Origin of the sequence: Sphingopyxis sp. (assembly GCF_019459305.1) — a bacterium.
In the GTDB taxonomy this organism is placed as follows: domain Bacteria; phylum Pseudomonadota; class Alphaproteobacteria; order Sphingomonadales; family Sphingomonadaceae; genus Sphingopyxis.
Genome location: NZ_JAIBES010000035.1, coordinates 45,662 through 63,292 on the forward strand (window position 1 = coordinate 45,662; position 17,631 = coordinate 63,292).

At 64.7% G+C, this 17,631-nt stretch carries 20 protein-coding genes; 9 read left to right on the top strand and 11 right to left on the bottom strand.

Annotation, left to right across the window (positions count from 1 at the left end; genetic code table 11):
* Nucleotides 1-128 precede the first annotated feature (128 nt).
* The 3 genes from K0M74_RS03890 to K0M74_RS03900 are packed head-to-tail and all read left to right on the top strand — an operon-like array spanning nt 129 to nt 2,490.
* Entirely contained in the window at nt 129-713 is a 585-nt protein-coding gene (locus K0M74_RS03890) for a DUF1285 domain-containing protein (RefSeq protein ID WP_293968301.1), read from the top strand.
* Nucleotides 713-1,297 (top strand): CoA pyrophosphatase, encoded by a 585-nt coding sequence (locus tag K0M74_RS03895; protein WP_293968248.1) that lies wholly within the window; start codon nt 713-715, stop codon nt 1,295-1,297. The genes K0M74_RS03890 and K0M74_RS03895 overlap by 1 nt, the downstream gene beginning before the upstream one ends.
* Nucleotides 1,294-2,490 (top strand): CCA tRNA nucleotidyltransferase, encoded by a 1,197-nt coding sequence (locus K0M74_RS03900; RefSeq protein ID WP_293968250.1) that lies wholly within the window; start codon nt 1,294-1,296, stop codon nt 2,488-2,490. Before K0M74_RS03895 ends, K0M74_RS03900 begins: the two co-directional genes overlap by 4 nt.
* Here the strand turns inward: K0M74_RS03900 and K0M74_RS03905 are convergent.
* Complete coding sequence (locus K0M74_RS03905; RefSeq protein WP_293968252.1) at nt 2,463-4,145, bottom strand: bifunctional diguanylate cyclase/phosphodiesterase; 1,683 nt, start codon at nt 4,143-4,145, stop codon at nt 2,463-2,465. The genes K0M74_RS03900 and K0M74_RS03905 overlap by 28 nt on opposite strands.
* Nucleotides 4,146-4,234: 89 nt before the next feature.
* A complete protein-coding gene (gene parC / locus K0M74_RS03910; RefSeq protein ID WP_293968254.1) occupies nt 4,235-6,535 on the bottom strand; it encodes a DNA topoisomerase IV subunit A in 2,301 nt (766 codons plus the stop codon).
* A 153-nt stretch (nt 6,536-6,688) separates the two neighbouring features.
* On the opposite strand from parC, the gene K0M74_RS03915 reads away from it, so the two are divergent.
* Nucleotides 6,689-7,972, top strand: a complete 1,284-nt coding sequence (locus K0M74_RS03915) for an acyltransferase (RefSeq protein WP_293968256.1) — start codon at nt 6,689-6,691, stop codon at nt 7,970-7,972.
* A gap of 296 nt (nt 7,973-8,268) precedes the next feature.
* On the opposite strand, the gene K0M74_RS03920 is transcribed toward K0M74_RS03915, so the two are convergent.
* Entirely contained in the window at nt 8,269-9,675 is a 1,407-nt protein-coding gene (locus K0M74_RS03920) for a M20/M25/M40 family metallo-hydrolase (protein ID WP_293968258.1), read from the bottom strand.
* A 125-nt stretch (nt 9,676-9,800) separates the two neighbouring features.
* Here K0M74_RS03920 and K0M74_RS03925 point away from each other — a divergent pair, with 125 nt between their 5' ends.
* From K0M74_RS03925 to K0M74_RS03940, 4 genes are all read left to right on the top strand, one after another.
* Nucleotides 9,801-10,439, top strand: a complete 639-nt coding sequence (locus K0M74_RS03925) for a lysophospholipid acyltransferase family protein (RefSeq protein WP_293968261.1) — start codon at nt 9,801-9,803, stop codon at nt 10,437-10,439.
* Nucleotides 10,436-11,254 carry a DUF1295 domain-containing protein gene (locus tag K0M74_RS03930; protein WP_293968264.1) on the top strand — a complete coding sequence of 273 codons (819 nt, stop codon included), beginning with the start codon at nt 10,436-10,438 and terminating at the stop codon, nt 11,252-11,254. Before K0M74_RS03925 ends, K0M74_RS03930 begins: the two co-directional genes overlap by 4 nt.
* Nucleotides 11,230-11,634, top strand: coding sequence for a ribose-phosphate pyrophosphokinase (locus K0M74_RS03935; protein WP_293968267.1), 405 nt, complete (start codon nt 11,230-11,232; stop codon nt 11,632-11,634). The genes K0M74_RS03930 and K0M74_RS03935 overlap by 25 nt, the downstream gene beginning before the upstream one ends.
* 73 nt (nt 11,635-11,707) lie before the next feature.
* A complete protein-coding gene (locus K0M74_RS03940; RefSeq protein ID WP_293968270.1) occupies nt 11,708-12,034 on the top strand; it encodes a hypothetical protein in 327 nt (108 codons plus the stop codon).
* Between the two features lie 83 nt (nt 12,035-12,117).
* Here the strand turns inward: K0M74_RS03940 and K0M74_RS03945 are convergent, their stop codons facing one another.
* Entirely contained in the window at nt 12,118-13,047 is a 930-nt protein-coding gene (locus K0M74_RS03945) for a 2-oxoglutarate and iron-dependent oxygenase domain-containing protein (RefSeq protein ID WP_293968273.1), read from the bottom strand.
* A gap of 124 nt (nt 13,048-13,171) precedes the next feature.
* Here K0M74_RS03945 and K0M74_RS03950 point away from each other — a divergent pair, with 124 nt between their 5' ends.
* A complete protein-coding gene (locus K0M74_RS03950) occupies nt 13,172-13,597 on the top strand; it encodes an EVE domain-containing protein (RefSeq protein ID WP_293968276.1) in 426 nt (141 codons plus the stop codon).
* Nucleotides 13,598-13,708: 111 nt separating this feature from the next.
* Here K0M74_RS03950 and K0M74_RS03955 read toward each other — a convergent pair whose 3' ends face one another.
* The 7 genes from K0M74_RS03955 to K0M74_RS03985 form a co-directional block, all read right to left on the bottom strand.
* A complete protein-coding gene (locus K0M74_RS03955; RefSeq protein ID WP_293968280.1) occupies nt 13,709-14,032 on the bottom strand; it encodes a PilZ domain-containing protein in 324 nt (107 codons plus the stop codon).
* A gap of 88 nt (nt 14,033-14,120) precedes the next feature.
* A complete protein-coding gene (locus K0M74_RS03960) occupies nt 14,121-14,711 on the bottom strand; it encodes an SOS response-associated peptidase family protein (RefSeq protein WP_293968283.1) in 591 nt (196 codons plus the stop codon).
* Nucleotides 14,712-14,762: 51 nt separating this feature from the next.
* Complete coding sequence (locus K0M74_RS03965; RefSeq protein WP_293968286.1) at nt 14,763-14,936, bottom strand: hypothetical protein; 174 nt, start codon at nt 14,934-14,936, stop codon at nt 14,763-14,765.
* 57 nt (nt 14,937-14,993) lie between these two features.
* Nucleotides 14,994-15,395, bottom strand: coding sequence for an alternative ribosome rescue aminoacyl-tRNA hydrolase ArfB (gene arfB / locus K0M74_RS03970; protein WP_293968289.1), 402 nt, complete (start codon nt 15,393-15,395; stop codon nt 14,994-14,996).
* On the bottom strand, nt 15,388-16,071 hold the full coding sequence (locus tag K0M74_RS03975; protein WP_293968292.1) for an RluA family pseudouridine synthase: 684 nt from the start codon (nt 16,069-16,071) through the stop codon (nt 15,388-15,390). Before K0M74_RS03975 ends, arfB begins: the two co-directional genes overlap by 8 nt.
* Before the next feature lie 24 nt (nt 16,072-16,095).
* Nucleotides 16,096-16,902 (bottom strand): class III extradiol ring-cleavage dioxygenase, encoded by an 807-nt coding sequence (locus K0M74_RS03980; protein WP_293968295.1) that lies wholly within the window; start codon nt 16,900-16,902, stop codon nt 16,096-16,098.
* A gap of 1 nt (nt 16,903) precedes the next feature.
* The gene (locus K0M74_RS03985) at nt 16,904-17,500 is read right to left on the bottom strand and encodes an NAD(P)H-dependent oxidoreductase (RefSeq protein ID WP_293968298.1); all 597 of its coding nucleotides are present in this window, start codon (nt 17,498-17,500) and stop codon (nt 16,904-16,906) included.
* Nucleotides 17,501-17,631 lie beyond the last annotated feature (131 nt).

The following is a 17,631-nucleotide window of genomic DNA, read 5'->3' on the forward strand; positions in this document are numbered from 1 at the left end:
CTGGCCAACCGCTGGATCGGGGACGCATAGGGTCGATGATGGGCCACTGCCTTCGCAGGGGGCACGGCTCAGTAGTCAGATCTACGCTGCGACTTGCACGATCCGTTGGCCCCCCTATGTCGGTTGCCATGGTCACCCCGGCGCCTTCACTCCCCAAAGACTTCTCGCAGCTCTCGCTCACCGAAGCTGCCGAACTGCTCGCGGCGCGCAAGCTGCCGCCGGTTGACCAATGGCACCCGGAGCGCAGCGGCGACAGCTTTATGGAAATCCGCGCCGACGGCAGCTGGTATCATGAGGGCGGGCGGATCAACCGGCCCGCGATGGTGAAGCTGTTCTCGACGATCCTGCGCCGTGAAGCCGATGGCAGCCATGTCCTCGTCACCCCCGCCGAACGGCTCAGCATCGCGGTCGAGGACACGCCGTTTCGCGCCGTAGAAATGAAGAGCGAGGGCGAAGGCGCGGCGCGCCAGCTCGTCTTCCGGCTGGACACCGACGACCTCGTTATGGCCGGACCCGATCATCTGCTAACGTTCGGAAGCGATCCCGACAGCCCCGACCCGCGGCTGCATGTCCGCGGCGCCATCGGCAACAGGCTCGAGGCACGGATCGATCGCGCGCTTTATTACGAAATCGTCGAGATGGCGCTCGCCGACCAAAGTGATCCCCCCGCGATCTGGTCGAACGGTGCACGATTTCCGCTGGTCGATCGCTGATGCTGTCGACGAAGCTGCGCGCCGCGCTTAATAATCTGCTACCCGATGCGGGGGAGGATGAGGCGTATCTGGGCACGCCGACCTTGCGCGATGCCGCGGTGCTGATCGCCTTTACCGACCGCCCCGACCCTGGCGTCATCCTGACCCAGCGCCCGCAATGGCTGCGCAGCCACGCGGGGCAGGTCGCTTTTCCGGGTGGCAAGGTCGACCCCGACGACCGCGATGCGATTGATGCGGCGCTGCGCGAGGCCGAGGAGGAGATCGGCCTCAGCCCGCGCGACGTGATGGTCGCGGGGGTGACCGAACCCTATCGGTCAGGTAGCGGCTACATCATCACCCCGGTGCTGGGCGTCATCCCGCCTGACCTGCCGCTCGACCCCAATCCCGACGAGGTTGAAGACTGGTTCGAAGTGCCGCTCGACATATTGTTTGATCCCGCCAATTATGCGCGCCAGCAGGCGCATTGGCAGGGTCAGGACCGGCATTATTACGACATGGACTGGCAAGGACGGCGGATTTGGGGCGTGACGGCGGGGATCATCATCAATCTGGCGCGGCGGATGCCGGCGGGCTGGCACCGGTGAGCGTGCTGCCCGATGCTGAATGGCGGGTGCGGCCGGGGCTGCGCCGCATCGTCGCGGCGCTCGGCAGCGATGGCGGGGCGGTGAAGATCGTCGGCGGCGCGGTGCGCGACACGCTGTTGGCGCTGCCGGTGACCGACATCGACCTGGCGACGCCATTGTTGCCGGACGAGGTGACGCGGCGGCTGGAGACGGCGGATATCAAGGTGATTCCGACTGGCATTGCGCATGGCACCGTCACCGCGGTCGCGAGCGGCGATCATCACGAGATCACGACGCTGCGCCACGATGTCGAAACCGACGGCCGCCGCGCGATGGTCGCTTTCGCCAGCGAGTGGCACGACGATGCGGCGCGGCGCGATTTCACGATCAACGCGCTCTATGCCGATCCCGAAACCGGGACAGTCGACGACTATTTCGGCGGCATTGCCGATCTGCACAGTGGCTGCGTGCGCTTTATCGGCGATGCCGCAACGCGGATCGCCGAGGATCATCTGCGCATCCTGCGTTACTATCGCTTTGCGGCGCGCTTCGGGCGCGGCGATCTTGATGCGGCCAGCCACGCCGCGGTGGTGACCGCGCGCCAGTCGCTCAAAAGCCTGTCGCGCGAACGCATCGCCGACGAGCTGATGAAGATTTTGACCCTGTCGGATCCGAGTGCGATTGTTGGCCAGATGGCGGCCGACGGCATTTTTGCGGTGGTCCTGCCCGAACTCGATCCGGATTTTGCCGTCACGCTCGACTGCCTGCTCGCCAACGAAGCCGCGGCCGGGGCCGATGTGGCGGCGCACCGCCGTCTTGCGGCGCTACTCCCCGCCGATCGCGCGATTGCCGAGCACGTGGCGAGCCGCCTGCGGCTATCGACGCGGCAGCGCAAATATCTAAGCGCCGTGGCCGAGCATCGCGGCGACGTCGCGCGGCCGATCCGGCAGCTTGCGCATGCGATCGGGGTCGAGGCGGCACGCGACGTGCATCTGATCGCGGGGGACGCCGCCGCGGTGCGCGATCTGACGGGATGGGCAGTGCCGCAGCTGCCAGTCAAAGGCGGCGACATCGTCGCGCGCGGGATTGCGGTCGGGCCAGAGGTCGCGCGCATCCTGAAGGATATCGAGGCGGCGTGGGTGGCCGAAGATTTTCCCGATGCGGCGCGCGTCGTGGAACTCGTCAATCAGAAGATCGGGCGCACCAGCGACTGACGCCAGAAATCGAGCGCCGCGGCGCCTTCCAGCGGCCGCGCAAACAAATAGCCCTGCCCGAAATCGCAGCCGAGCGCCGACAGCAGGCGTGCCTGATCGGTGGTCTCGACCCCCTCGGCGGTGGTCTTCATTCCCAGCACTTCGGCCAGGCTCTGGATCGTGCGGACGATCGCCACCTTGTCGCGGTCGTCGACCATATGCTCGACAAAGCTGCGGTCGATCTTGAGCACGTCGAGCGGCAGACGCTGGAGATAAGCCAAGTTCGAATAGCCGGTGCCGAAATCGTCCATCGCAACGCGCGCGTCGAGCGCCTTCAACTCGCTGAGCACCAACAGCGCGAGATCGGGGTCGCCGATGATTGCGCTTTCGGTGAGCTCGATCATCAGCCGCTCGCCGCCGATCTTGTGCTTTTCGAGCGCGCCCCGCACCACCGCCGCGACATCGTCGCGCAGCAGCTGGATCGCTGAGACATTGACCGAGACATAGCAATCGACCGTCTCGCCGCCATTTTGTTTGTCCCAGTCGGCGAGCACCGCCGCCGCCTTGCCGATCGCCCATTGGCCGAGCGGGACGATCAGCCCCGAATCCTCGGCGATCGGGATGAATTCGCTCGGCGAAATCGCATGCCCGTCCTGTTTGTCCCAGCGCGCGAGCGCTTCGAAACCGGCGACCTTGCCGGTCGCAAGCTCGATCAGCGGCTGAAAAGCCAGGTGGAGCCGGTCGTCCTCGATCGCATTGCGCAATTCGGTTTCGAGCCCGAAACGATTGTCCGACAGCATTGCCGATTCGGGTTCGTAGATTTCGATGCGATCGGTCTGTTTGGCGCGTTTCAGCGCGATCTGGGCGTGGCGGATCTGGTCGGCGACGTCGATTTCGGTCGCGGGCTGGATCGCGCAGCCGAGCGCGCAATCGACGCTGACCTTCAGGTCGCCGATGCGGAAAGGATGATCGAAACAGCCGCGGATACGCCGCGCCATTTCGCGCACATCGGCGCGGCCACCCGCGACGCGGGTCGAAATGGCGAATTCATCGCCGCCGGTGCGGGCCAAAATGTCGCCGCTGCGCAAGGATGATTTCAGCCGTCGCGCGACGGTTATAATCAGCTCGTCGCCCGCCATCGGGCCGATATGTTCGTTGATGCGGCTGAAGCGCGCGAGGTCGAGCAGGAGGACGGCATGGTCGGCGCCGATGCCGTCGGTGACGCCGCGCTGTTCGACCATTTCTTCGAACCCGGCGCGATTGGGCAGGCCGGTCAGGCTGTCAGACACCAGTTCACGGCGCAGGTTGCGCTCGGTCATCATTTCCTGGGTGCGGTCGATCAGTGTCAAAAGGAATAGGCTTTCGTCGCCCGTTTCGGTGGGCAGCGGCCCGATCGATCCGCGCAGGTCGCGCGCCGCGACGCCGTCGCCCAGCTGGCAGCTGAATTCCTGCGTGTCATCGGGAGATTGCGCCGCGCGTTCGACGGCACGCAAGAGCTGGATCGGGGCGTCGGCGCCGGCGGGCGACAGACGCAACCGGTCGAATGCAGCATTGCTTGCGTGCAGGCGAAAATTGCCGCGCGCGAGCGGGCGGATCAGTGCCGCTGGCACCGGGAGCGCGTCGATCCAGCCGACAAACAACAAGGGCCGGTCTTCACCGGTTCGATCAAGTGGCATAACAGTGGGTTTTGTGCGACCTTTCCCCATTGGCATATGCTTATGGGGCGGGAGGTAAAGAAGCTATTTACGGCAAAGGGAAAATGCGGTCAGACAAAGCGATTGTTCCGCGGAAAGCCGGTTGGCGGCATCCGCCCCGCCGCGCCGCGCGCGACGCGCCAAGGCGCCAGATCGGTTTCGGTCCGCGTCCGCCCCGTTTCGCCGCCCATTGCCCAGCTTAGCCCGTCGGCAAAGGCAAAGCTGACTGCATCGGACAGGCCTCCGTCGCGATAGCGTTGCAGCATGACCCCCTGACCCCTCGCCATCACCGGCACTTCGCTGATCGGGAAGACCACGAGCTTGCGATTTTCGCCCACCACCGCGACGCTGTCGTCACTGACGACGATCGAGCGGACGACCGCCAGCTGCGCGCCGGTCTTAAGGTTGACGACGTTGCGCCCCTTGCGCGTCTCGGCGACCACCTCTGCCATTTGCGCGATGAAACCATGGCCGCTTGTCGAGGCGAGCAGCAGGCGACCGTCGGCGCTCGCCGGGATCATCGCGACGACCTTTGCCTCCGGGTCGATGTCGACCATCAGCCGCAGCGGCTCGCCAAAGCCGCGCCCGCCGGGCAGCTTGTCGGCGCCGATGGTGAAGAAACGCCCGTCGCTCGCCGCGATCAGCAGTTTGTCGGTGGTTTGCGCGTGCGCGGCGAACAGCAGTTCGTCGCCTTCCTTGAACTTAAATTCCGCCCATTGATTGGCCGCGACATGGCCGCGCTGGGCGCGGATCCAGCCGCGTTTCGAAAGGATGACTGTCACCGGCTCCTTCTCGATCATCGCGTCGAGCGGAATGTCGCGCGCCGGGGCAGCTTCGGCGATCGTCGTGCGGCGCGCACCGAGCAGCGTGTCGAGCCCGTAAACGGTGCGCAGCTTTTCCAGATCCTTGCGCAGCCGGGTGCGCTGGCGTTGCGGGCTTTCGACCAGTTTGACCAGCTCTTCGCGCTCGGCGGTGAGGTCCGCCTGCTCGCGCTTGAGCTCCATCTCCTCGAGCTTGCGGAGGCTCCGCAGCCGCATGTTGAGGATCGCCTCGGCCTGCCGATCGGTCAGGATGAATTCTTCGATCATCACCGGCTTGGGCTCATCTTCGGTGCGGATGATCTCGATGATCCGGTCGAGGTTGAGGAAGGCGATGATATAGCCCGCAACTAGCTCCAGCCGGTCGTCGATCTTCGCGATCCGATGCTGCGCGCGGCGGACCAGCACGACGATCTGGTGCTGGAGCCATTCGGTGAGCAGCTGGTGCAGCCCCATCACCTTCGGCGTCCGTGTTGCGTCGAGGACGTTGAGATTGAGCGCGAAGCGGCTTTCGAGATCGGTGAGCCGGTACAGGCTTTCCTTCAGAATATCGGGGTCGACGTTCCTGCTCTTGGGTTCGATGACGATGCGCAGATCCTCGGCGCTTTCGTCACGAACATCTTCCAGGATCGGCAATTTCTTGTCGGCGATCAGCTGTGCGATCTGTTCGATCAGCTTGCCCTTGGCGACCCCATAGGGAATCTCGCTGATCACCAGCTGCCAGGTGCCGCCAGGCAGTTTCTCGATCCCGCTGTCCTCCCAAGCGCCGTCGGTCTTGCCGGTCGAAAAGCGCGCGCGGACGCGGAAGCCACCGCGACCGGTAGCATAGGCGTGGGCGATCGTCTCGGCGCTGTCGACGACGATGCCGCCGGTCGGAAAATCGGGGCCCTTGACATGCGCGAGCAGTTCGGACAGCTCGGCCTGCGGGTTTTCGATCAGCAGCAGCGCGGCGCCGATTACCTCGGCAGCATTGTGCGGCGGGATATTCGTCGCCATGCCGACCGCGATCCCGCTGGCGCCATTGGCGAGCAGGTTGGGGAACAGCCCCGGCATGATTTCGGGCTCTTCATCCTCTCCATTATAGGTCGGCTTGAAATCGACGGTGCCCTCGTCGAGCCCCTGCATCAGGTCGACCGCGACGCGCGTCAGCCGCGCTTCGGTGTAACGATAGGCAGCGGCGTTATCGCCGTCGATATTGCCGAAATTGCCTTGGCCGTCGACGAGCGGATATCGGAGCGAGAAATCCTGCGCGAGGCGGACCATCGCATCATAGACCGCGACATCGCCGTGCGGGTGGAATTTACCGATCACGTCGCCCACGACGCGCGCGGATTTCTTGTAACCCTGCGATGGATCGAGCCGCATCGCGCGCATCGCCCACAGAAGGCGGCGGTGGACGGGCTTCAACCCGTCACGCAGATCGGGCAGCGATCGCGCGGTGATCGTCGATAGCGCATAGACCAGATAGCGCTCGGACAGCGCGCTGCCGAACGGCGTGTCGGTCATGCCGGGGACGGGTTCTGGACTGTCGGGATCGTCGGTGGTGGTCGCCATGGTCGCGGCGCGATAGCAAGGCTGGCGCGCCAACGCAAAGCCTTGCGTTCGCGCCCGGCAACACTAGCTTGTCCGATCAATCGCAAGAGGGGCGACATCTTGAACGAAACCACTGGCGCCGTTCGAAAAAACATCTGGTCCCGCGCGAAAGACATGGCGCAAAAGTCGCCGCCCGAACGCAATCGCTACGTCGATTTCCTACGCGCACTGTCGATCCTGGCGGTCGTCGTCGGGCATTGGCTCGTCGCTTCGCCCTATATGAAGGACGGTGCGGTCGAGGGTGGGCATCTGCTCGGTATCTTGCCGTGGACGCAGTGGCTGACCTGGGGGTTTCAGGTGATGCCGCTGTTCTTCCTTGTCGGCGGTTTTTCGAACGGCATGTCGTGGGCCGCGACGCGGCGCAAGGGTGGCAGCTACGCCAGCTGGTACAGCGGGCGTTTGCAGCGGCTGATCAACCCGGTGCTGCCGCTGTTCCTGATCTGGACGCTGGTCGCGATGTTCGGGACTTTGCTGGGGATCGAACGCTCCGTGGTCGCAATGGCGGCGCAGCTCGCGCTGATCCCGGTGTGGTTCCTCGCGGTTTATCTGATGGTCGCGGCGGTCGTGCCGCTGACGTGGATGGCGTGGCGGCGGTTCGGCTTCGCGTCTTTCTGGATGCTCGTCGCGGGGGCGGTGCTGATCGATGTCGCGGTTCTGCGCTTCGACGTGCCGTATGTCAATTTCCTCAACTTCGCTTTCGTGTGGCTGGCGATCCACCAGCTGGGTTTTGCGTGGAGCGAGGGACGGCTGGCGCCGAATAATGCGCTATGGTGGGGAGTCGGCGGATTGGCCGCGCTCGGCCTGCTCGTCGGTCTTGGCCCCTATCCGGTGGCGATGATCGGGGTGCCGGGGGAGGGGCTCAGCAATTCGATGCCGCCGACGCTCGCGCTGCTCGCGCTCGGCATCGCGCAAAGCGGCTTCGCGCTGGCGCTCCAACCCGCGGGGCGGCGGATGCTCGACGGGATTCGCATCTGGACCTCTGTGGTGTTCGTCAACGGCATGATCATGACGATCTATCTTTGGCACCTCACCGCGTTCGTCCTTGTCATGATCGCGGCGTGGCTGCTTGGCGGCATCGGGCTCGACGTGCCGCCGGGCAGTGCCGCGTGGTGGCTCGCGCGGCCGATTTGGTTTGCGCTCTATATCGCGGCGCTGTTTCCGCTGATCATGGCATTTGCCCGCTACGAGCGTGCGAGCGGCAGCGACAAGGCGGTTGCGCACTGGCGTCTAATCGTCGGGCTCCTACTCATCTGCGCCGGGCTCGGCGCGACCGCGGCGATCAGCATTGCGAGCCCCGAAGGCGTCACCGGAGTGAGGCTATGGCTGGTTGCGCTGCCGTTCGTCGGGGCGGCGGTTGCGCAGTTTGGACCGGTGCATCGGCTGGCGCGGTCGGGGTGAGGGTTGGTTTTTTAGGGTAGCGGACGCTTGCCAGCATCTTCATCGCGGGCTTGATCCGGGATCCACGACGGCAGTGCGGTTTTGGATCCCGGATCAAGTCCGCGATGACGATGAGGAGAAAATCCTCCCTGTCGCGCAGCGAAGCGAGGGGTGGAGGGGCAGCGACGTTTGCGCAATTGCCCCTGCGTCAGCGCTTCGCGCTGCCACTTCCCCACGGCTGCGCCATAGGGAGGAGCAATGGTCGCAAGCCGTCGTGCGCTGCACTTTTCAGGTCCGGCCTGTCGGCTCAGCGGCCGCTAATCCGCATAAGCCTTCACCAGATCGAACATATAGTCGCGCCCGACATACACCGACTTGACCTCCATCCGCTCGTTCAGGCCGTGCGCACCGTTGCCGTCGGGGTCGCCCCACATGCCCGGGATGCCATAGGTCGGGATGCCGACCGCGCCCAGGAAGGTCGCGTCGGTATAGCCGTTCGCTATCGACGGGATGACCTTCAGCCCCGGCCAATATTTGGCGACCAGCATTTCCATCGGGCCGATGATCTTGGGATCGAGCGGGGGGGCGGGCGGGGCGGGGCGTTTGGGGGGCAGCTGGGTGATGGTGACGCCGGGGTCGCCGATCACCGTCGCCAGTTCGTCCCTGATCGATTCGATGCTGTGGCCCGGAAAGATGCGGCAGTTGATGTTGGCACCGGCGCGCTGCGGCAGCGCGTTGGCGGCGTGACCGCCATCGAGCAAGGTCGCGACGCAGGTGGTGCGTAAATTGCTGTGCAGGAACGGATCCTTGTTGACGATCGCTTCGGCATCCTTGTCGGCGTTGTTCTTGGCCAACGCGACCATCGCGTTACCGATCGCATCGCCGCGCACCGCGCCCGCCTGGGCAAAATAGCGCCGCGTCGTTGCGGTCATTTCAAGCGGAAAGCGATAGTCCTCGATCTTCGTTACCGCGCGCGCCAGTTGATAGATCGCGTTGTCAGGCACCGGCGCCGAGCTGTGACCGCCGGAGTTGCGGGTCTCGAGGCGGAAGTTGGCGAAGGTCTTTTCGCCGACCTGCACCGACTGGCCGATCACCTTGCCCTTGCCGTCGCTATCACCGCCGCCGCCTTCATTGAGCGCAAATTCGGCGTCGATAAGGTCGCGTTTGTTCGCCGCCAGCCATTCGATGCCGTTGAAAGCGCCATTGGTTTCCTCGCCGCATGTCAGCGCCATCTTGACGGTGCGTTTGGGCTTATAGCCCTGCTGCTGGAACCGGATCAGCGTGTCGACCCACACCGCCGCCTGCGATTTGATGTCGGCGGTGCCGCGGCCGTAAAAATAGCCATTTTCCTCGACCATCACGAACGGGTCTCGCTCCCAATCCTCGCGCTTCGCCTCGACCACGTCGATATGCGCGATCAGCAGGATCGGTTTCACGGTTTTCGAGGTGCCGGGATAGACGGCGACAAGCCCGCCTTCCTTGGGCTTTTCGGGGATCGCGAACAGGGTCAGCTGGCTGTCGGGAATCCCCGCCGCCCGCAATCGCGTCGCCATGCGCTCGGCGGCCAGCGTGCAGCTCCCCGACGACAGCGTCGTGTTCGTTTCGACCAGTTCCTTGTAAATCTCGCGAAACGCCAGCTGGTCGGGGCGCGGCGCCGGATCGGCGGCGGGCGCGGGCGTGGTGACCGCCAGTGTGGACAGCAGCAAAGACGCCAGCATTTTCATCGAATTTCCCTCCGCTTATCGTCTTGCGAAGGGAGCAGAAAGCGCTGCGGGCCGCAACCCGTCATCGCCCCCCTTGCGAAGCCCCGCGCTTTCGCGCAAGCCGTGCGACGGGTAGAGGAGACGGCGTGACGACGATTAGCGATGTTCCACCGGGGCCGGTGGCGCGGATGGTGCGGCGATTGCTGCTGGCGATGTACCGGGCGCGCGGCTGGCGAGCTTTGGGACAGGTGCCCGAACCGCGGCGTTTCATCCTGATCGCGGCGCCGCACACCAGCAACTGGGACTTCGTCAATTTCCTTGGGCTCACCGCCGACTTGGGGTTGCGCGCGCATTTCATGGGCAAATTGTCGCTGTTCCGCTGGCCGCTCGGCGGTTTCATGAAACAGATGGGCGGCGTGCCGGTCGATCGCCGCGGCGGCGGCAATGTGGTCGAGCAGATGGTCGCCGAGTTCGCGCGCCGCGCCGAATTCATGCTGACCGTCGCACCCGAGGGGACGCGCGGCAAAACCACGAAATGGCGCACCGGATTTTATCAGATCGCGCTGGCGGCCAGGGTGCCGATGGTCGTCGGCTTCATGGATTATGGGACGAAGACCGGCGGGCTCGGCCCGCTGATCTGGCCCAGCGGCGATTTTCGCGCGGATATGATGAAGGTGCTCGAGGTGTATCGTACCTGCATCCCGAAAATCCCCGAGCGCGCGGTGCGCTCGATCGACGATATTGTCGGCGACGACGGCCGGGACGAGATGGAGATGCGCGCATGACCGACCTGCTGATGCTGCTGGCGCTCAATTTCGCCGGATTGCTGGGGGTGATCCTGATCCTGTGGGCGATTTCGGTGGCGATCCGCGACGTGTCGTTCATTGACGCCTTCTGGGCGTTTGGCATGGTGCTGCTCGCATGGGGCGCGGCATGGCAGGCAGGATCGGACGCGTTGCACGCCAAGCTGCTGCTCGGGCTGACCAGCCTGTGGGGGCTGCGGCTCGCGATCCATCTGGGGCTGCGCTGGATCAAGCATGGCGAAGATCCGCGCTACGCAAAAATCCTGTTGCGGACGATGGAAACGAAGAAATGGAGCTGGGGCAAGACGGCGCTGCTCACCGTGTTCCTAACGCAGGCGCCCTTGCTGTTCATCACCTGCCTGCCGGCGCAGATCGGCATCTGGGCGAGCGGCGGTGCGGCGTCGGACGGCGTCGGCATCGTTGCGATACTCGGCGTGGTCGCGGCACTGATCGGCATTGCGTTCGAGACGATCGGCGACGCGCAGCTCGATGCGTTTCGCAAGAATCCCGCGAACAAGGGGCAGGTGCTCGATACCGGGCTGTGGCGCTACACCCGCCATCCCAATTATTTCGGCGACGCGCTGACCTGGTGGGGATTGTGGCTGATCGCCGCCGACATCGGGCCGTGGGTCGCGCTGGCCAGCATGATCGGGCCGGCGTTCCTGACCTTCACCCTCACCAAATGGTCGGGCAAGGCGCTGCTCGAAAAGGGGCTGCACAAGACGCGGCCCGACTATGCCGCTTATGTTGCGCGCACCTCCGGATTCATCCCATGGCCGCCAAAGACCAAGGTCTAGGCGGCGAAGCGCTGGCCGCCGACGCCAGCGCCCTCGGCGACGCCTCGCGCATCCGCGCGATCCTGACTGAAGCCGCGCGCGGCGGCCGCGCGGTCAGCTATTCCGAACTGCTGGGCGACCTGGGCTTCCGCTTCACGCGGCCCAAGATGCGCGCGGTGTGCAAGACATTGGCCGAGGTCGACCGGCTGTGCGCGCTCGACGGCGAACCCGATCTGGCAGTGCTGGTGGTACGCGAAAGCGACCGGCTACCGGGGCAGGGATGGTGGGTCGGCGGGACGGCGCTGCTGCTGGGATTTGACGGCCCGTGGGAGGGCGCCGCGGCAGCGCGGTTTATCCGCGAACAGCAGCAGGGGGTGTTTGATTATTGGGAGGGGAGGTGACGGCCTCCGACCGATCGTGAGCGCTACATGAAATGCGCGCAGGTAATCGGTCAGGTTGCAAGGAAGATCACTGATGTCTGATGGAAGATGCTGGACTGCTCTAGTTACTTTCGAACGGGGAGAAGCTTCGCAAGATATCCTCCCAGAAGAAGCCCGGGGCGCGTGCGGATGGATGGGTGCCGTCGCTCCCGATGAAGATACGACTTGCACGCAATTGGTGATGGATTTGGAGCTTCTTGAAGTGCGGGATCTAGAAATCTCCGACCTGCAGGAGGTTTTCGAGATTGATGAGTTCAAAAATCTCGACGATCACCTTGCTGAAAACTTCCAAGTCGTAGAGCTAGGCAAGATGACGGTTTGGGGAAGCATCCACTGTTATATTGGCGACGGTCAAGTCTGACGGCTGATCGGCCGCTTCCCTCTCCCAAAGCTGACTTTCTATCTTCGTCATGCCGGACTTGATCCGGGATCCGAGGTGTTCGCCTACTTCTTCAACCCAATTTCGCGCAGCCGCTCTTGCAAATACTCGTCCGCCGTAATCGACGTCGGATACAGGTTCGGATGCGCGTCATCGATGCAGCTCTCCAGCGTCTCGATCGGATAGTCCGAGCGGAAGTGCAGGAAGAAGGGCATCGAATAGCGCGCCACGCTCGCGCGGCCCGCGTCGGGGTTGCGGACGCGGTGGGTGGTTGAGGGGAGCTTGTTGTTGGTCAGCCGTTGCAGCATGTCGCCGACATTGACCGCCATTGCACCTCGCGGCGGGCTGACCGGGAGCCAGCTGCCGTCCTTGTCGAGGATTTCGAGCCCAGCTTCTTCAGCGCCCAAGAGCAGCGTGATCGTGTTGATGTCCTCATGCGCCTCGGCGCGGATGCCTTTTGCGGGCGATTCGACCGGCGGATAGTGGAGCAGGCGCATTACGCTGTTGCCGTCGAGTACCGTTTCGTCGAAGAAATCGGGTGCGAGGCCAAGGTAGCGCGCGATGCCCGACAGCAATTGGCCGCCGACGCGGTCGAATTCGGCGAAGAGCTTGTCGTAAACGGCGCGAAAGCCCTCGACCTCGGCGGGCCAGACATTGTTCGGCTGCTGCGCGGCGAGGCGGTGCCCCGCGGGCAGGTCGCGGCCGACGTGCCAGAATTCCTTGAGGTCGACTTCCTTGGCGCCCTTGGCGATCTCGGTCCCGAACGGGGTGTAACCGCGCGCGCCGCCGCCGCCGGGGATGTGATAGGCGCGCTTGACCTCCTCGGGCAGCGCAAAGAAATCCTTTGCCTTCGCCCAGGCGTCGTCGATCAGCGCGGGGTCGATGCCATGATCGGTGATCATCGCGAAGCCGAAGCGTTCAAACGACGCGCCAAAGTGCTTGGCGAACTGGTCGGCGGGCAGCGCCATCGAAATGGTCGGAACGGCGGCGGTCATATCATCATCCAATTTGGGGCGGCGCTTGGTTGGCCGCGACTCTGTTTCCGCATGTAGGAGTGTCGGCCGGGCAGGGAAAGAGGCTCGCTCTTTTCAAACCATCGATGCTTGCTAAGAGAGCCACATGGCAAAATCATATTGGCTGATGAAATCCGAACCCGACGCCTATCCGTGGGAGCAGCTGGTGCGCGAAGGCACCGGCATGTGGGATGGGGTGCGCAACCACACCGCCAAGCTGAACCTGAAAGCGATGCAGGTTGGCGACGAGGCGCTGTTTTATCACAGCAATATCGGCAAGGAATGCGTCGGGATCATGCGCGTCACGGAAACCGCGTTCCCCGATCCGACCGCCGACGAAGGGTCGCCGTGGGTCGTGGTGCGCGTGGCGCCGGTGCGCGCGCTGAAGCATCCGGTGTCGCTGGCGGCGATCAAGGCCGATCCGAAACTCGCCGACATGGATTTGATCCGCCAGTCGCGACTGTCCGTCGGGCGCGTAACGCCGGATGAGTGGAAGCATATTTTGAAGAAGTCGGAGAGGGCGGAGGGTTAAACCCTGTCGTCATCGCGAGCGAAGCGAAGCAATCTAGGGGCGGCCTTGCGCCGCTCTGGATTGCCGCATCGCCTGCGGCTCGTCGCAATGACTGCGGATTGATACGATCGATTAGCGCAGCTTCACCTGCAAATGCTTCGCCACCGACGGGTGCAGCGGGTCGACGAACTCGCACCCATAGCTGTTGCCGTCGGCACGGCGGACGACCGCCTCGAGAGGCTGCAACCCCGGCAGGTTGACCCAAATATGCTTGCCGATCTGCGGGCGGAAAAAGGTCACCATTCGAAATCCGGTCGATGACAGGTCGAACAATTCGACATCAAAGGGGTTCAGTCCCGGTTCGCGATAGCGCGCGCGCCCCTTCACCGGAGCGCGCTCGGCGCGGCGGCCGGTGACGGCGGGTCGTTTGGTTTCGATGACGAAATTGCCCAACACTGCTTTGGTCCCAGTTCTTATATGGTCATTCCCACGCTTTTAGCGTGCCGGTGGTTACCTCGAAGTGAAGAGACATGGTGAATTTCGCCTACATCGGCGGGGTGTCTCCGACCGTCATCAACTGGCCGGGAAAGGGGGCGGCGAGCGCCACCGCGTCGCGCCATTCTCCGCTGAGCCAGGTGGCATGCTGGTCGGGGTGCAGGATCACCGGCATTGCATGCGGCTGATAGCGACCGACCAGCCGGTTGGGGTCGGTGGCAAGCATCGCAAAACACGGCCAATCCTCGCCCTCGCGGTGAATCCCGGCAAAGGCGAAGATTGGGAGCGACGGCACCGAAAACCAATGCTGGCGCCGCGCACCCTCCGGCCCCGACCATATGGAAAAGGCGGTGGCGGGGATCAGGCAGCGCAGTTCGGCATGGCGCAGCGTCCCGATCCAGAACGGGCTTTGCAGGTTGCGGACGTGGGTTACGGGGCGATCTCCGCGCGGCGGTGGCGGCACGCCCCACAGTTTCGGGCGCAGAAAACGGCGCGCGCCGCCGCGACCGTCGCTGACGACCACCGGTGCGGGGCGGCCGGGGGCGACATAATCGCCGGTCCACGGATCGTCGCCCGCGTCGGCGGCGAACGCCGTGGCGATTGCGGCCGCGGGGGCGTCGAGACGGTAGATGCCGGTCATCGCACCGCGATCGCGATGCGCCAAGCGTCTGTCAATTGGCGGTTCGTGTGGCTATTTGTCCCACGGCGATTTTTGTGCATTTTCAGAGCGTTGGTCTTCGCGCGCGACGTCGACGGCGCGGTCGGCGACGACCATCACCCCGGCGCCCATCATGCTGCAGCCGACAAAGCCCATGATGCTAAGGCAGCCGAGCCCCATCAACACCGATTTCACGATTTCGCCCATTTATAGCTCCGCTCGCTTGTCGCGGATGACCCTAGCGCCCGACTGTAAATATGCCGTTTACTCTGCGCCGCGCACCCGTCCGCGCCCGGCTTTGACGCTGCTGCGGGCCTTCTTGCTGTCGACGCGGCGCGCCTTTGCGGCCTTGCTCGGCTTGGTCTTGATGCGGCGTTCGGGGCGAACCAGCGCGGCATCGATCAGCGCCGACAGACGCTCGCGCGCATCGGCGCGGTTGCCTTCCTGGGTTCGGTACCGCCGTGCCAGGATGACCAGTTCGCCATCGGTGGTCATCCGGCTGCCCGCGAGCGTTTTCAATCGGCTGAACGCATCGGGAGTAAGCCCCAACGCATAGACGTTGACGCGCAGCTGGCACGCGGTCGCGACCTTGTTCACATTCTGCCCGCCCGGCCCGGTGCCGGCGAGAAACTTCTCCGAAATCGCGCTTTCCGGAATGTCAGCCACGGGTCGGGGCGGCTCCCTCCGGCGCGGTAAAGCCCAGCGCGATGAAGCTGTCGGGAAAGGGCGCTTCGGCGAATACTGACGGCTTGACGTCACGTTTTACCACCAGCCGTTCGGCGTGGAGCAAGGTGCGGGTCTTGGTGCCGCCGCGCCCGTAAACCGGATCACCGACCAGTGCGAAGCCGAGCCCTTCGAGCGCATGGACGCGGATCTGGTGCGTGCGGCCGGTTTCGGGGCGAAAGCGCAGCAAACTCCGCTCGCCCAAGACCGCCAGCTTTTCCCAATGCGAAATCGACGGCTTGCCTTTCGGGTCGCCGACCATGCGCCAGCCCTCCTCGGCGGTTGATACCTTGCTCAGCGGCAGGTTGATCGTGCCGCTGTCGGCCTCCGGCACACCATCGACGATCGCCAGATATTGTTTTTCGACCTCGCGGTCCTCGAATGCGCGGGTGAAGCGACCATGCGCCTTGGGATTGCGCGCCAACAGCAGGCAGCCCGACGTGTCGCGGTCGAGCCGGTGGACCGCGAGCGGCCAGCGCTTGAAACCGAATTTGAGCAAGTCGAGATGATTCTCAAGGCTGATGCTGCCGTCGCGCGGGGCGTCGACGGGCAAGCCAGCGGGCTTGTCGATAACAAGGGCCTCGCCATCGAGGAACAGGACACGGTCTGAAAGGAGCATGTCGCGCTATAGGCGGGCTGGCGTTCAGTCGAAAGCGTAAACGTCCATCGCAAGCAGGCCATAGGTCGTGCTGTGGTGCAGCCGCTCGGCGCGGAGCGGCGTCCCACTCGCGCCCATCGCGACGTACAGCGGCAGGACATGGTCTGGGGTCGGGTGGTTGTTGGTGCCGTGCGGGGCGCGTTCGACGCTATGCAGGACGTCGTCGACCGCGCCCCCCGCCATGCGATAGGCGATCCAGTCGGTGAAGCCGGTGACCCACGACGCTGCGGGCGCGTCGATCGGCAGGCGCGCCGAGAATAGCGCGCGGAGATTGTGCGTGATGCTGCCCGACCCGATGATCAGCACGCGGTCGTCGCGCAGCGGGGTCAGCGCCTGACCGAGCGCGAAATGCCATTCAGGCGAGGCGTTCGACGCGATCGACAGCTGGACGACCGGAATGTCAGCGTTGGGGTAGATCAGCGACAGCGGCACCCACGCGCCATGGTCGAGCCCGCGGTCGGGGTCGGCGGTGACGGTCAGCCCTCGCTCCGCGAGCAGTCCGAAAATGCGCTGGGCCAGCGCCGGATCGCCCGGCGCGGGATAGCGCATTGCGAACAGTTCGTCGGGGAAGCCGCCGAAGTCGTGAATCGTCCGCGGGGCGGGCGAGGTAGTGACCGTCGCCTTGCCGCCCTGATACGCCGCATCATGATGCGCCGACACGACCAGGATCGCGTGCGGGCGCGGCAAGACAAGACCCAGCCCGGCGAGGAAATCCCGCGCCGGGCTGGGCTCGAGCGCCATCATCGGTGAGCCATGTGAAAGGAACAAGCTCGGCAGACGGCGCGTCGACATCTCAGGCGGCCTGCTTCAGTTCTTCGATGGCAGAAGCCGCACGGCTCACTGCATCGCCGTCCATCATCTGCTGGCCCGCCTCGATGACGGTCACATCGGTGATCCCGACGAAGCCGAGCACATGACGCAGATAACCGGTCGCGAAATCATAGTCGCTGCCGACCGGCACACCGCCCGATGCGACGACCAGATACGCCTTTTTGCCCGTCAGTAGCCCTTCGGGGCCGGTTTCGGTGTAGCGGAAGGTGCGGCGGGCGCGGGCGATCTGGTCGATCCATGCCTTGAGCGCAGCCGGGATAGCGAAGTTATAGACCGGGACGCCGATGACGATCGTGTCAGCGGCTTCGAGTTCGGCGATCAGCTCGTCCGAATGGGCGAGCACGGCGCGCTGGTCGTCGCTGCGGTCGGCGTCGTCGGTGAAATTGGCGCCGACCCAGCTTTCGGTAAGCAGCGCGGGCGGGGTGAGCGCCAGGTCGCGACGGGTGACGGCGCTGCCATAGCCCTGTTCGACGAGGCGGGTGACAAGCTGGTCGGCGAGCTGGCGGGTGGTCGAGCCGCTGTGGCGGGCCGAGGCGTCGATGCGAAGAATATGGGACATATGATGACTCCTTTGATTTGCTTTGGACTTGAAGGGGGAGAGGAGGTGCCGCGAGCCGGGGGAAAACTAGCGGCACCAGGGTGGAGCGCCCCCGCACGGGGGGGGGGGGGGGGGCGGGCCCAGGGGGGTGG